This is a genomic window from Lactobacillus melliventris (assembly GCF_042679465.1).
GTDB lineage: Bacteria > Bacillota > Bacilli > Lactobacillales > Lactobacillaceae > Lactobacillus > Lactobacillus melliventris.
On sequence record NZ_JBHTMT010000006.1, the window covers coordinates 70,954 to 85,703 of the forward strand.

At 35.7% G+C, this 14,750-nt stretch carries 12 protein-coding genes and 1 riboswitch; of the genes, 11 read left to right on the forward strand and 1 reads right to left on the reverse strand.

From position 1 onward, the window contains the following. Nucleotides 1–10 precede the first annotated feature (10 nt). From ACFQ32_RS07590 to ACFQ32_RS07615, 6 genes are all read left to right on the forward strand, one after another. Complete coding sequence (locus tag ACFQ32_RS07590) at nt 11–889, forward strand: Nif3-like dinuclear metal center hexameric protein (protein ID WP_046324257.1); 879 nt, start codon at nt 11–13, stop codon at nt 887–889. A 99-nt stretch (nt 890–988) separates the two neighbouring features. After that, nucleotides 989–1,122, forward strand: a riboswitch (FMN riboswitch). Nucleotides 1,123–1,241: 119 nt separating this feature from the next. Further along, a complete protein-coding gene (gene ribD, locus ACFQ32_RS07595; protein ID WP_209423799.1) occupies nt 1,242–2,303 on the forward strand; it encodes a bifunctional diaminohydroxyphosphoribosylaminopyrimidine deaminase/5-amino-6-(5-phosphoribosylamino)uracil reductase RibD in 1,062 nt (353 codons plus the stop codon). After that, complete coding sequence (locus ACFQ32_RS07600) at nt 2,288–2,893, forward strand: riboflavin synthase (protein WP_046324258.1); 606 nt, start codon at nt 2,288–2,290, stop codon at nt 2,891–2,893. Before ribD ends, ACFQ32_RS07600 begins: the two co-directional genes overlap by 16 nt. Nucleotides 2,894–2,904: 11 nt before the next feature. After that, nucleotides 2,905–4,131, forward strand: a complete 1,227-nt coding sequence (locus tag ACFQ32_RS07605) for a bifunctional 3,4-dihydroxy-2-butanone-4-phosphate synthase/GTP cyclohydrolase II (RefSeq protein WP_046324351.1) — start codon at nt 2,905–2,907, stop codon at nt 4,129–4,131. 1 nt (nt 4,132) lies between these two features. Next, on the forward strand, nt 4,133–4,606 hold the full coding sequence (ribH, locus tag ACFQ32_RS07610; protein ID WP_046324259.1) for a 6,7-dimethyl-8-ribityllumazine synthase: 474 nt from the start codon (nt 4,133–4,135) through the stop codon (nt 4,604–4,606). 349 nt (nt 4,607–4,955) lie between these two features. Continuing rightward, entirely contained in the window at nt 4,956–7,577 is a 2,622-nt protein-coding gene (locus ACFQ32_RS07615; RefSeq protein ID WP_052724615.1) for a BspA family leucine-rich repeat surface protein, read from the forward strand. 99 nt (nt 7,578–7,676) lie between these two features. Here the strand turns inward: ACFQ32_RS07615 and ACFQ32_RS07620 are convergent, their stop codons facing one another. Further along, nucleotides 7,677–8,879, reverse strand: coding sequence for a hypothetical protein (locus ACFQ32_RS07620; RefSeq protein WP_046324260.1), 1,203 nt, complete (start codon nt 8,877–8,879; stop codon nt 7,677–7,679). Nucleotides 8,880–9,160: 281 nt separating this feature from the next. Between ACFQ32_RS07620 and ACFQ32_RS07625 the strand changes: the two genes are divergently transcribed. From ACFQ32_RS07625 to ACFQ32_RS07645, 5 genes are all read left to right on the forward strand, one after another. After that, complete coding sequence (locus tag ACFQ32_RS07625) at nt 9,161–9,868, forward strand: coenzyme F420-0:L-glutamate ligase (RefSeq protein ID WP_046324261.1); 708 nt, start codon at nt 9,161–9,163, stop codon at nt 9,866–9,868. Nucleotides 9,869–9,943: 75 nt separating this feature from the next. After that, on the forward strand, nt 9,944–10,933 hold the full coding sequence (locus tag ACFQ32_RS07630) for a D-2-hydroxyacid dehydrogenase (RefSeq protein ID WP_046324262.1): 990 nt from the start codon (nt 9,944–9,946) through the stop codon (nt 10,931–10,933). 153 nt (nt 10,934–11,086) lie between these two features. Next, nucleotides 11,087–13,771, forward strand: coding sequence for a sigma 54-interacting transcriptional regulator (locus ACFQ32_RS07635; protein ID WP_046324263.1), 2,685 nt, complete (start codon nt 11,087–11,089; stop codon nt 13,769–13,771). A gap of 81 nt (nt 13,772–13,852) precedes the next feature. Continuing rightward, nucleotides 13,853–14,272: a PTS sugar transporter subunit IIA gene (locus tag ACFQ32_RS07640; RefSeq protein WP_046324264.1), complete on the forward strand. Its 420-nt coding sequence runs from the start codon at nt 13,853–13,855 to the stop codon at nt 14,270–14,272. Next, a complete protein-coding gene (locus ACFQ32_RS07645; protein WP_046324265.1) occupies nt 14,265–14,747 on the forward strand; it encodes a PTS sugar transporter subunit IIB in 483 nt (160 codons plus the stop codon). The genes ACFQ32_RS07640 and ACFQ32_RS07645 overlap by 8 nt, the downstream gene beginning before the upstream one ends. Nucleotides 14,748–14,750 lie beyond the last annotated feature (3 nt).

A 14,750-nucleotide genomic window follows, 5' to 3' on the forward strand; every position in this document is an offset into this window, starting at 1 on the left:
AGTTGCTTTAATGAAAATAAGAGAAGTTATTGATCATCTTATTTCATATGAACGCGGAGTTTGGCCTCAAAACCCAACTGAACCTTTAGGACATGATACTACAAGGGATAGGATTCTTTATGGAGAAAAACATATAGATGATGAATGCTATGGTATTGTAACAACTTGCTGGGCTACGGCTAACGTAATTGAAGAAGCCCATAAAAGAGGAGCAAACTTGATAATTGCTCACGAAGCCTTGTTTTGGAATCATGGTGATAAACAAAAATGGCTAAAGGATAGTGATAATAAAACTTTTTTAGCAAAAATAAAATTATTAGATAAGTATAAAATCGTTGTAAGAAGAGACCACGATCATTTGCATTCTGGCATACCAAAGCCAGGTGAGCCTAGTGAATGGGTAGACGGTATTTTTTATGGTTTTGCTAAAGAACTAGGCTGGGAGAAATACTTGCATCCAAATTTAGGAATACCATTATTTATTGACTTGCCTAATCCTATGACAGCTGAAGAAATCGGGTTACATTTAATCTATAAGCTAAATTTAAATGGGTGTAGGATTGAGGGAAATCCTAAAACTAGATGTAAAAAATTAATGATCCCTCAGCACAATCTTGGAGAAGCTAAAAAGTGTATAGAAGAGATTGATAAAACAGATATAGACTGTTTATTGACCATGGAAATGATTGATTTTACATTAGCTGAATATATTCGTGATAGCAGTATGGTGGGCTTGAATAAATGTATTGTACAAGTTGGTCATTTTAATACTGAAGAAGCTGGTATGAAGTATATGGTTCATTGGTTACCAAATGCGATTGAGACGCAGAAAATACCTATAAGTTTTGTTCAATCAGGTGATATGTATCACTATATTGCTGAGAATTAGAGACCTGTTATGAATCAAAATTATTTAATTAAAAAGATATAAAAATAAATTGCTATTGCCGACATAGGATATCTATATTATACTGGAATAAGTTGAATACGGTTTCTTCGGGGCAGGGTGCAATTCCCTACCGACGGTGACAATTAATAATTGAAGTCCGTGACCCGCGTTTTGCGGTGGAACTAGTGTGAGTCTAGTACCGACAGTTAAAGTCTGGATGGGAGAAGAACAAACAAGATTAGACAGAAAACTCGCGTCGTTATTAAACTTCGCTGAAATCTTATTTGATGAATATAAAATAAGCCTCGTTGATTGAATCAACGAGGTTTTTAATGCTTAGGAAGTGAAATTAGTGCAGGATAAGGATTATATGCAAATGGCAGTTCAAGAAGCATTGAAAGCTCAGGGAATGACTTGGACAAATCCTTTAGTTGGTGCAGTTTTGGTTAAAGACAATCAGGTTCTAGCGACCGGCTACCACCATCAATTTGGTAAGGAACACGCAGAAGCGAATACACTCTCACACTTAGCTGATCCCCAGCAGGCACAAGGTGCAACTTTGTATGTCACGCTAGAGCCTTGCAGCCATTACGGTAAACAACCTCCTTGCTGCAAAAAGGTCGCTGAGGCCGGAATAAAAAAAGTTGTTATTGGTCAGGTTGATCCTCATCAAATTGTAGCTGGCAAGGGTATTGAATATCTAGAAAGCCATGGGGTGCAAACTGAGATAATCGGTGGTACAGAAAATTTAAACGTTGCTTATAACTTTTTTTATCACAAAAAGAGGCCTTTTGTGACGCTTAAATATGCAATGTCCATTGATGGCAAAATTAATGCTGCAGGTAAAAGAAGAACAATTTTGACTGGGGATGCAGCTCAGGTGGATGTGCAAAAGTTGCGTTTGCACAACCAAGCAATTTTAATTGGGGCAAATACTTTGCGAATAGACAATCCACTTTTAACGGTCAGAATTAAGAATTTACCCAAGCCGCCTATTCGAATAGTGCTTACTAAAGATGCTAATCAATTAGACTTTAACAGTCGCATGTTTAAGACACAAGGCGAAATTTGGCTATTAAGTAGAACTAAACTGACACAAAAAGTAGCTGAAAATGTTCGCTGCTTTACTGCTGCTAAATGGACACCTTCAAAAATTGTGCAGTTTTTAGCCGCACATGAAATTCAATCATTATTAGTTGAGGGTGGCAGCAATGTCCAGAGCCAGTTTGTAGCAGCGGACTTGGCTGACGAAATAGTGACATACATTGCTCCTTTAGTTTTAGGCGGTACCGCATTACCTGCTGTGTTTGGCCAGGCTTTAGCAGAAAAAAGTGATTATCAACTTTTAGACGTTAAAAAATTCAATCAAGATGTCAGAATTCGCGTGAGGAGAAAAGAATGTTTACAGGAATAATTCAAACTACGGGAACGATAACCCGTTTGGAAATTAGTGAGCAACATGCAAGACTAGGTATTTGCGCTCCTAAATTAGTGCAAAAAGATTTGCCTTTAGGGGCAAGCATTGCCGTTAATGGTATTTGTTTAACCGTTACCGCTTGGAGCGATAATGACTTTGCAGTAGACGTGATGCCGGAAACAATGAAACGGACTAATTTGGGCAATTTGCAAAAAGGCAGTTTGGTAAATTTAGAGCCTTCATTGTCTTTAAACGGTAAGCTTGATGGTCATATTGTTGCGGGTCATGTTGATACTACAGCTGAACTGGTAATAAGAAACGAAAATGAGAATTCCATAGAATTAGAATTTGCAGTACCACATAAGTATGCCCCCTTTATTGTTGAAAAAGGGTCAATCGCCATTGATGGTATTAGTTTAACCGTAACAATGGCGCAAAATGATCATTTCGGAGTGAGCTTAATACCTTATACCATACAAAATACTACTTTGGCCCACTACCAAGTGCATGACAAAGTCAATATTGAAGTGGATATGATTGGTCGGTACGCTGTCAAACAAATTCAAGCTTGGAAAAAGGAATTTTAATGGAGGAAAAAATGACAGAACAACTGAATGAAAAAATGCAAAAGGTGTTACAACATATGCTGACAGGTGGGTTGGTCATTGTGGCTGATTCACCGCAGCGTGAGTCTGAAGGGGATATGATTGGTCTGGCTGAAAAGGTAACGCCTCAATCAGTTAATATGATGATTACTAAGGCGCGCGGACTATTATGTGTGCCGATGAGTAAGGCATACGCTGACCGCTTGCAACTAAAACCAATTGAAACTGGTTCGAACGATACTTTTGGCACGGCTTTTACCCTTAGTGTTGACTCCACTGAAACCACTACGGGAATTTCAGCTTTTGACCGTGCTAAAACTATTAAAAAACTGGCTGATCCTAATAGCCAGTGGGCTGATTTTTATCATCCAGGTCATGTTTTTCCCTTGGTAGCTAAAAAAGGCGGTGTACTAGAACGGACAGGTCATACTGAAGCTGCTTTGGATCTGGCCAGATTGGCAGGAGTTGCACCTGTAGGCTTTATTTGCGAGTGCATTAAAAAAGACGGAACGATGGCCAGACGTAAAGACCTAAAGGCTTTAGCAGAAGGACTTGGTATTCCTTATTTGACCATTGAAGAGTTAATTGCATACCGCAAGAATCAGGCAAACAAAGATTTAGGGATTGAATCTTTTACCAAGGTTGACTTTCCGACTAAACACGGTCATTTCCAGCTTGAAGGCTTCAGGGATAAAAAGCATCCTGAAAAGCAACCGACTTTGTTAATTAGTAAGGGTGAAGTAAAAAAAGGTGCGCCTCTTTTATTGCGGCTTCACAGTGAATGTTTGACTGGGGATGTTTTTGGTTCTAAACGCTGTGATTGTGGCGCCCAGCTTGCCGCAGCTTTGACAAAAATTGAGCAAAATGGATCAGGAGCAGTTTTATACTTGCGTCAAGAAGGTCGGGGAATTGGTCTAGAAAACAAGTTACGAGCTTATAAGCTGCAAGATGAAGGTATGAATACAGTTGAAGCTAACCAGCATCTTGGCTTGCCGGTTGACGCACGCCGTTATAATGTTGCTGCTGAAATTTTAAGGCAAAAAGGCGTGAGCGAAGTTGAATTAATGACCAATAATCCGGATAAAGTAACGCAATTAGAAAATTATGGCATTAAAGTTGTCAAAAGAATACCTGTTGAAGTAGGCATGACCGCAGAAAATAAGAATTACTTGGCAACTAAAAAGCATGAAATGAATCATATTTTAAACGAGGTAGATTAACATGAAAGAAATTATTGGCAACATTGCCCAGGGACAGGATAAAAAGATTGGTATTGTCGTTGCTCAGTTTAATGGTGTGGTAACTGACCGCCTACTTTCTGGAGCAGTGTCACAATTGAAAAAATCAGGAGTGAAAGATGAAAATATTGTGCTTGTGAAAGTACCCGGTGCCTTTGAAATTGCTCGTACAGTCAACTGCCTGGCAAAGAGTGGCAAGGTTGATGGCATTATTGCATTAGGAGCTGTAATTAGAGGTGAAACGGCTCACTTTACGTATGTTTGTGAAGGTACTACTTCTCAGCTAGCTGCCGCATCAGCTAATGGCTCAGTTCCAGTCATGTTTGGTGTACTTATGACCGATACGGTCGCACAAGCAACCGATCGTGCCGGTGGTAAGTCAGGCAATAAAGGAGCTGAGTGTGCCACGGATGTCTTAGAAGTATTAAATATAGAAGAGCAAATAAAGCAACTATAATTTATTAAGTACATCTCCTTAATAAAGAAATAGCAAGTCATTTTTAGAAATAGAAGTGGCTTGTTTTTGGTCTTAGTAGTTTTAGCGGCTTGCTGTTTGCTTTTATTATTAGTTGATTGATCTTAAAATTATTAAGTCTAATTTTAAAAACATATATGCATATATTATCCGATAACAGTAAAATTGTTATTTTAATTTATTATTAATGTTGATTTTATGGCTATTTTAAGCACTCTTATGAAAATAATTCTATTTGCAATGTTATTAAATGAAGTATATACTGAAATTGTAATAATATACATACTTTTTTAGTAGCAAGATTAGATTAATTTTATCATTGAGGTGAAAAATGAATAAAGGATTAGATCGCAATAAGCGGACTGGAGCGCTGCTTTTTAGCAGTTTAACTGCAGCTGCACTTGGTTTAACAATTTTAAATACTAATGTGGTAAAGGCTGATAGTAATTCAGGGGCACAAGACACTGCACAAAACTTTGACAAGAATGATAGTCGTGTTAAAACTCGAGTAGCAAATAGTACTGTGTCTCAAGGAAGTAATCAAGGCACTACTGATAATGCGAATACCACTGCACCAGAAGGAAATGCTAATGGTACTACAAATAATGCAGATGAAACTCAAAATGGGAGTGTAGACTCGCCGCAGGGCAACAATAAAAATTCCAACTCTCAAACTTCTGCTGGTAATGATCAACCAGAGACAGACATCACTAAGAATGAAAATAAAATTAGTACAAAAACTATTAAAACAGGTAAGTGGGGTAATGCTGACGAAAGTTATGATAGTGAAACTAACGTATTAACTGTGAGTGGGAGTCATGATAAGAAAAACCCGACCATTGTAAGTAATGCTGGTCTCGTAGCTGGATTTCTAGGTCAAGATGGACGAGACCCTGAGTGTACGCATGTAAAAAAGGTAATCTTTGACGGCTACTTTAAAGTTGTCGGCGATGTTAAGTCAGTTTTTCTTCGTCTTAGAGGCCTAACTGATATTGAAGGCTTGGAAAACGTTGATACTTCGGAAGCAACCACCATGTATGCCTGGTTTGCCCAATGCAGTAGTCTTAAACACGTAGATCTTTCTCATTTTAATACCTCAAATGTTAAAAACATGAATTCTATGTTTGAAGCCTGTACCAATCTCGAAGATCTTGACCTAAGTAAATTTGATACTTCCCAAGTCAAAGATATGTCATATATGTTTGCTGGTTGTGAAAGTCTCAAAGAATTGGATTTGCAGAATTTTAATACTTCCCAAGTTACAGATATGTCATTTATGTTTGCAGAGTGTAAGGGTCTTGAAAAATTAAATGTTACCAGCTTTGACACCTCTAAGGTTAAAAATATGGAGTATATGTTTAATTGTTGTGCAAGTTTACCTACCGTTGACGTCCGTAATTTTAATACCCATAATGTGACAAATATGGCGGCAATGTTCTGTATGTATTATTTTCATATTAGCGGTACTGGCCAAGTCTTTGGTTGGGATTCTAAACTTACGTCCCTTGATCTTTCCAACTTTGATACTAGTAATGTGACTGATATGGGTGGAATGTTTTTCAAATGTACAAAATTAAAAGAGCTGAACATTTCTAGCTTTGATACTTCTAAAGTTACAACTATGAATAGTATGTTCCAAGCATGTAATAAGTTAACATCCTTAGATCTTAGCAACTTTAATACCGCAAATGTTACGGACATGTACGGCATGTTTCGAGATACGAATAGTTTAATCAGTTTGAACGTGTCAAGTTTTGATACAAGAAATGTAACTAACATGGGGCAAATGTTTTATCTTTATGTTGATACTTCAAAGAACAAATATCCTGAACTTTCGAACTTACGGACTCTAGATATCAGCAATTTTAAAATTAGCGACAAAACTAATTGTGGCTACATGTTAAAAGGCCAAGCAGGATTGCTAGTTTTGAAACTGGGAAAAGTAAACAAACACGTTTCACAAATGGGTCTTGATACACCAGGAACTTGGTTAAATGTTGGTGTTAACGGAACAATGCAGCGCCCTGAGGCCTCAGAAAAATGGTCATCAGATGAACTGATGAAAAATTGGCAAGATGGTGCAAAAGATGAAACGTACGTGCGTGAAACTACAATAACAGCTCATTATCAAGATGAAAAGGGCAAGACGCTAGCGCCTGATGAGACCTACACTGGCACATACGGCACTCCTTATGAAGCTAAAGTCAAAGAAATTCCTGGTTATGTTTTAACGGCTATGCCGAAAAATGCTAAAGGACTGATAGGCGAAAATGTAGATGATATTATGTTTATTTACAAAACGAATGATTCTAATAATAATTCAGGCTCAAACAGTTCAGGTTCAAACGGTCATGGAACAAATTCAGGGATAAATGATAATAATACTGTAGCAAGAGTTGAAGTTCATTATCAGGATGAGAATGAAAATGAAATTGCTCCGTCTAAGGTTTTAACTGGCGTTGTTGGTGAAGGCTACATTACTAAGGCTTTGGCTATTACAGGTTATACTCTTAAACTTAGACCTGTTAATGCTACCGGCTTCTTTAGCGCCCAGCCACAAACTGTTACTTATGTTTATTCGAGAAATGGTGTTATTCGAACTGTTCGTCATAATTCCTATCTATATGACCAAAATGGTGGCCGTAAAGCTGGCGAATACTTTATTGGCAAAAAAATTAAAACCTATGGCAGTAGGCTTATTCAGAATAAGAAATATTACGAACTTGGAAACGATACTTTTATTAAAGCTAATAATGTAACAGGTATCAAACGCAAACTTAAGCACAACGCCTATATCTACACCAGGAAGGCTAATAAGAAAGTAAAGCGTTCTGGTCGTAAAGTATTGAAAAAGAAACAAACGATCAGAACATATGGTGGAGCTATTAAAATGCATAATAAGCTGTACTATATTGTTGGTAAGAATCGCTATATTAAAAAAGCTAATTTTTAGCAATTGAGAAATAATAATTAGAAAAGTTCTATCATAGTAAAAACGACTAGATAGAACTTTTTTATGTTTTGCTAAATTGCGGTATAAGGAAGAAAAAATTTAATTAAAGCTGTTGCTTTTACCTAAGCGATACTTTTGCACGTTAATACCAAGAGTGACAAAAACTAGTAATAACGAAATTCCGCTAGCAAGGAGCGTAAGAGCAGGTCGCTGCAGCACATTGGCAATTGCTGAAATTCCGACGGTAAAAAAGATATTTAGCAGTGAACTGCCTAGTTGCAAAAAACTTGATTGAGCAGACTGAACATTTTTACTAGTCCTTTTAATTCTAACTTTGCTGCACCAATTACCGATTGGTAAAGTTTCTCCATAAATTAACACCGTACTAATGCACATGGTAGCGATTGTTTGTTTTAAAAAGAACACACTTAATGCTAAAGTGGTAATTATGACTAAGGCGCACAGTAACCAAAAGCGGTTATCAAAGCGAATAAGCACTGCTCCCAATAAGAAACCACTGATTACAGCAAGCAGCAGCCAGTATACTTGACTGTATGCAGGATCAATTGTTTTCCAGAAGTAAATCATCAGTCCGTTGAATACAGATTGGAGAGCACCATTAAACATGGCAATAATAATTGATGCGCGCAGGCCTTTACTAGTAATAATCTCGTGCCAGACTTTGATTAAATGAGTTATGGTTTTAAAATTGTTTTTATCTTTAACAAAATGCCTTTGGTGCAAAGCTAGAGCTAGAAAAATGTTAATGAAAAAACCGCTGCTTGCTACTAAGAGAAAATATAAATAATTGCGCGTAGTCAAAATCAATACTGCTATTGCAGCTACACTGGCTATATTACCGATCAGACCAGCTATAGAATTGTAGTTAATGGTTTTTTCGAGAGAATTATCAGTCAGAAGAGATTTTAAATTTCCCGTAAATGATAGTCCTTCAACTAAACTGAACATTGTAATGCAAAGGTCAACCAGAATATATAAGGGGACAAAGTATTTTTGGGGAAAAGTAAACGGCAGTAATAAGAATAAACACAGAAAGATATATATCCAAATTAACGTGCAGCGTTTGTCGACATTATCAAGCCTTGATCCGATAAATAAGACGCTCAAAATAAGTGCTAAGGAACTAATACTTGATATCAAGCCATTCACAACGATATTATCTGAATATTCGCGGATAATTAGTGCGCCGCCTATTCCAACTAGAATACTGCCAAAATTCGATAGCAGGTTGATTAGCGGTAATAATATTTGATTACGCTTGAGAAATTTATTACTGTCCATTTTTGTCACGCTTTCATGTAATATAATAAAAAGCGTAACATGTAGCACTTTTACTAGTAGCAGAAGTAATATAAAAGGCCATTTTCAATAGTTAAAATGGCCTTTTTCACTATACAAATTCCTAGACCTAGATTTAATTGTTAACTTCATCAAGATCATTAAGAGTAATGCTTTTTTATGCTGCCCAAGCCATAAAATACATAGTGTTGTTCGACTTTTTAGAGTATTATATAAATATATTAAGGAAAAATAATAATAACGGATATGATAAGAATTTTTATATGGTTACGATTACTGGCTTGCAAGGCGTGCCCATGATATCTGAAACTTGTGACTTGTCCCGAATATTAGTTGAAACGGTCAAAAAAGAATATTTCAAGATTGCTGCTGACGACATTATTTGTGTAGCGTCTAAAATTTGCTCAATGGCGGAGGGCAATATTGTGGATTTAAGCCACGTAGCACCAACTTCTGTGGCAAAAAGAATTCATCAACGCATACCCAGAAAGGATGCCAGTTTAATTCAAGTGATTATTGACCAAACCGCTGGCCCATCTGGTAGTAAATTAGAAATAAGTGGAAATCATATTGGCGCTTGGCTTCCCAACGGTTTGTTTTTAACTAGTGGCGGTGTTGACAAGGGTAAAAATAATACAGCGATAACTTTACCTAAGAATTGTGATTTAACAGCTAAACGCATCAGCAATACTTTTTACCAAGAATTAGGTGTAAAAACTAGTGTAATCATTACTGACAGTGACGGTAGGGCAGATAAAAAAGGTGCTAATCAGGTAGCAGTTGGCTTATACGGATTAAATGGCTTAAGGATAAATAAAGAAGCTGGTACAGCTGAAACGCTTTGTGATTTGCTGGCAGCTGCTGCTGGTTTAGTAATGGGACAACGAGGAGTCAATATGCCTTTAGTGTGTATTCATGGACTTGAATATGACCAAAATACTAGTTCTGGTATTGGAGATGTTGTGAATTAAAGTATATAAGACTTTTTAGTTCATAAATATTAAAGTAAACGTGCTGGTTTGAATTAAGAATAGGAGAAAGAATAAATGAAGATTATTTGTTACGGTGTAATCAAAATGGAAGAATCCCTTATTGAAAATTGGGCTCAAAAAAATAATGTTGAAGTAAAAATTGTCCATGCGGATTTGTGTGCTGAAAATGCGGATTTGGCTGAAGGCTTTGATGGCGTAAGCTCTGAAGGCAATCTTCCTGTGGATGCCAGCGTATATGAAAAATTTAAGCAGTATGGAATTAAGCAACTAGCCATTCGGCAAGTTGGGGTTGATAACCAGGATTTAGCTGCCGCAAAAAAGAATGGCATTAAGATTACTAACGTTGCAGCATATTCACCAAGAGCTATTGCTGAACTTGGCGTAACTGATGCAATGTACTTATTGCGTAAAATTGGTATTTATCAAGACAGAATGGCACATGGTGATTTTACTTATGACGAAAGTACAATTAGCACAGAAATTTTTAACTGTACTGTCGGCATAATTGGAGCCGGTCACATTGGAGGAGCCAGTGCCCAGCTTTATAGCGCATTAGGGGCTAAAGTTTTAGCCTGTGATCCAGTTTATGATGCTTCACTTGAACCTTATGTTACCTATACGAATTTGGATACCATTTTTGCTGAAGCAGACATTATTTCTTTGCATACTCCTTTATTACCGAGTACCAAAAACATTATCAATAAAACTGCTATTAGTAAAATGAAGAAAAAGCCAATTTTGATTAATGTAGCTCGTGGTGGTTTGGTTGACACACAGGCTTTAATAGCGGCGCTAAAAAATGGACAAATTTCTGCGGCTGCTCTAGATACCTTGGCCGATGAAACTGATTTTTATAATAAAAAGGATATGCTGAACTCATTGCCGGAAGATTACAAGGAATTAAAAGCAATGCCTCAAGTTTTGATCACGCCGCACATTGCCTTTTTCACTAAACTAGCCGTTAAAAACAGTATTGAGATTGCTTTAAACGATGCTAAAACAATTATCTCAGGTGGAGAAGTAAAGAGTGTAGTTAATTTGTAGAAAAAGCAGTGCAACAACTAACTTTAATTTTTCGGGATACATAAGTCACAACTTTTAACCACAGTTGTGACTTTTTATTTACTATGATTAAATATTTGATTAAGATAAAGAAATAATGTGATAGATTTAAAATTGTTTGAGGGATATGAAAATATGAAAAATAAAAAAATACAAATTCTCAAATTAGTGCAAATGCAATCTAATATTTTCTTGCAAAATTATGATTTAAACAATGCCCCAACAACTAACTTTATTGCTAAAAAACTTGATTTAGATCGCTCTGTAGCTAGTAAAAATTTAAATGAGTTATTTAAAAACGACAAACTAATAAAAATAAATACTAGACCAGTAATTTATCTAAACGTTAATGAAAATCTAAATGAAAGTAAAGAATACCGAAACATTGCAGATTTTAAGAATAATTTTCAAAACCAAGCTTGGCAGAAGATTATTGGCTGGAATGGCAGTCTTAAAGAAATTATTGAACAATTAAAAGCCGCTGTAATGTATCCACCAATGGGATTACCGGCAATCCTTTTTGGTGAGTCGGGAACTGGAAAGACTTTTTTAATCAGAACTTTGTTTGAATTTGCCAAACAACAAGAAATATTGGGGCAAGATGCACAGCTTGTAGTAATTAATTGTGCTCAATATGCAAATAATCCTGAATTATTATCCAGCGTTCTTTTCGGCTATACCAAGGGTTCATTTACCGGAGCAGATTCAGATACTCCAGGAGCTTTGCAAACCGCAAATAACGGAATTTTGTTTTTGGATGAAGTTCATCGTTTAAGTTCAGAAGGGCAAGAGAAATTATTTACCTATTTAGATACTGGACTTTTTACTCCAGTTGGAAATAATGCTAAGAAAATAGCTAGTAAAGCCAGGCTATTTTTTGCCACCACTAAAAAAGAGCAAGACTTTTTAGAAACTTTTTTACGTAGAATACCTATCAAAATTAAATTGCCTACTTTAGACGAGAGAGGTGCATACGAAAAAAGAATGTTAACATACAATTTGATAAATCAACAAGCAAAGAGAATTAATTGCAAGATTAAAATATCTAAGCAATGTATTAGTCTAATTTATCATTATCATTTCAAGGCAAACGTTGGTGAATTAGAAAATCTGATTCAAAATATTGTGGCGAGGAAATTTTCTCAATTGGCAAGTCCAAACGAAGTTGAGATAAAAATAGGTGATTTGCCTGACAATATTTTGCAACAGATGCATCCTAATAATTTACCAGTGGTTTCTAGTAAAAATGAAATAATTTTTCAGCCAAGTGATTCATATAAGCCATCAAATTACTTAAGTAATAAGGAATATATTTCTAAGATGCAATTTTCTTGGGAAAAATTGTTTCAATTACAAGTAAAGGGAGAAAAGGATAGAAATTCATACTATAAAATAGTGCAGAAAGAAACTCATGAAATATTGTATTCTGTCTATAATACAGAACGCTCTTTAATTAATAGCTATGCTGCCGCTTTAACAAATATTTTTTCTCTAGCCCAAGTAGATTTTTATAATTTGGAAAATTCAACTGTTTATGATTTAGCCATTTACATCTTTTACTTAATGAAAAATGAATTTACAGCGGATTTTACCGCTCAGCAAGATTTGACCTTGATGACACAACTATTTGCACCAGAATTGCAAATGGTGGAAAAATTAGCTTCATTGATTGAAATGCACTTCGAAGTTAACCTAAGAGCCTGCGATTGTTTGTGGCTGGCTATTTTAAGTTCAAAAGATAATTTAACTTCTTTACCTCAGATACCCGCAATTGTAGTTGCTCATGGCTATGCTACCGCGAGCAGTATGGCAGATACTTGTAATCATTTTTTACAAGCAGCCATTTTCACACCAGTAGATTTAAAGCCTGATGTTTCAAAATCAGAAATGATTACTTATCTTAAAAATTTAATTAAAAAAATTAGTCCTCAAGATGGACTGTTAATTTTAATGGATATGGGATCTTTGAAATCAATTATGGAGCCGATTCAGAATGAATGTAATTGTGATTTATTAGTAATTAATAATTTTAGTATGGCCGTGATGCTGGAAATTGGTAATCAGTTATTATTAAAAAAAGATCTGCCAACAATTCAAAAAAAGCTCCCTCAAAACATTATTCAAAGTAAATTTTATAAACAACATAGTAATTTTCCACCAGTAATTATTACGACATGTATGACTGGAATGGGCAGTGCTCAAAGAATAAAAAGCATATTAACACAAAGCTTTACTGGCTTGGTTAAAGTCCAGGTTGAAGCATACGATTTTAAGGAACTAGTTAATTATCAAGAGTCACATCTTCTAGAAAATAAAAATGTAATTGGCATAGTAGGTATTGACAATCCAGATGTTGAAGGCATCCCATACTTTGGTCTCGAAGAAATTATGACTGGAGAAAAAATTAAGTCATTGGAAACTGTTTTAAGACCATACTCGTCAGACGCTGACTTAAAACAGTGGGAAAGTCAATTAATCAAGAACTTTTCATTAGACAGAATTTTAGATTCATTAACTATTATTTCCCCAAATAAAGTAATGAATGTGATTAGTAAGTATATTAAAGATATACAACATGACCTTGAACAAGAATTGTCTTACCGCATACAAATATCTTTATACGTTCATATAGCTAATATGATTGAAAGAATTATTCGAGGAAATGAAATCAAACTATATAACGGCGATAATAAAAGTATTTTAAAAGACAAATACTTTAGTGTTCTAAAAAAGCATAATAGTGTGCTCGAAAATAATTTCTCCATAAAAATTAATGATCCGGAAACCGCTTATATTAGAGATTTGCTCGTTCGCCGCTAAGTTGTGGCACAGTATTATGGCATGATTTTTGCTAATAGTTAATTGAAGCTTTTACAAGATAAAAGGTGAGGAGGCTTTTATGTGAAAAATATTATTTTAGCAACTCATGGTGACTTAAGTTATGAATTTAAAGCTACTGCTGAGTTGATAGTTGGATCTTTACCAAATATCAAGTGTTTTGGTATGACTAAAGAGAAGTCAGCGACTCAAGGAAAGAAGGAATTGGAGTCATTAATTGAAGCTATGGATGAATCCAATTTAATTATTTTAACTGATATGTATGGAGGTAGTTCCACAAATATCTGTACTGAATTGTTACTTTCCGGCCATGAATTTTCTTTACTTACTGGCCTAAACCTGCCCATGCTTTTAGCACTTGTCAGTGGCGACTCTAGTGATAAATCGGTTTCTGAATTAACAAGTGAATTAGAGGAAGCAGGAATTTCCGGAGTTATTAATGTTGGTAAGAAGATAAAAGAGAGGATTAAAAATAATGCTTAAGTTAATTCGGGTTGATGAAAGACTTTTGCACGGTCAAGTAGCGATCGGCTGGACCTCAAATTCTGGTGCAAATACTATTTTAGTTGCTAATGATGAGGCCCAAAAAGATAAAGTTAAGGCTATGGCTTTGGATTTGGCGAAACCATCTGGTGTCAAGCTTTATATTCGCAGTGTTGCTGAATCGGGTCCTATAGTTGAGAAGTTTGCCAGTGCTAAGAAAGCACAAGTTTTAGTACTGGTTCGCACGGTTCAAGATGCGTTAAAAATTATCAAGAACTCAAATGGAGTTATTAAAGAATTAAATGTAGGAGGTCTAAAGTTCGAAGACGGCAAGAAGAAATTGAATGATTATGTTGCTGTTTCAGATCAAGACATTGCAGATTTAAAAACTATTCAAAAATTAGGGGTCAATCTTGATTTTAGAATGTTACCGCGGGACAAGAAACTAAGTCTCGCTGATTTACTAAAGGAGTGATAA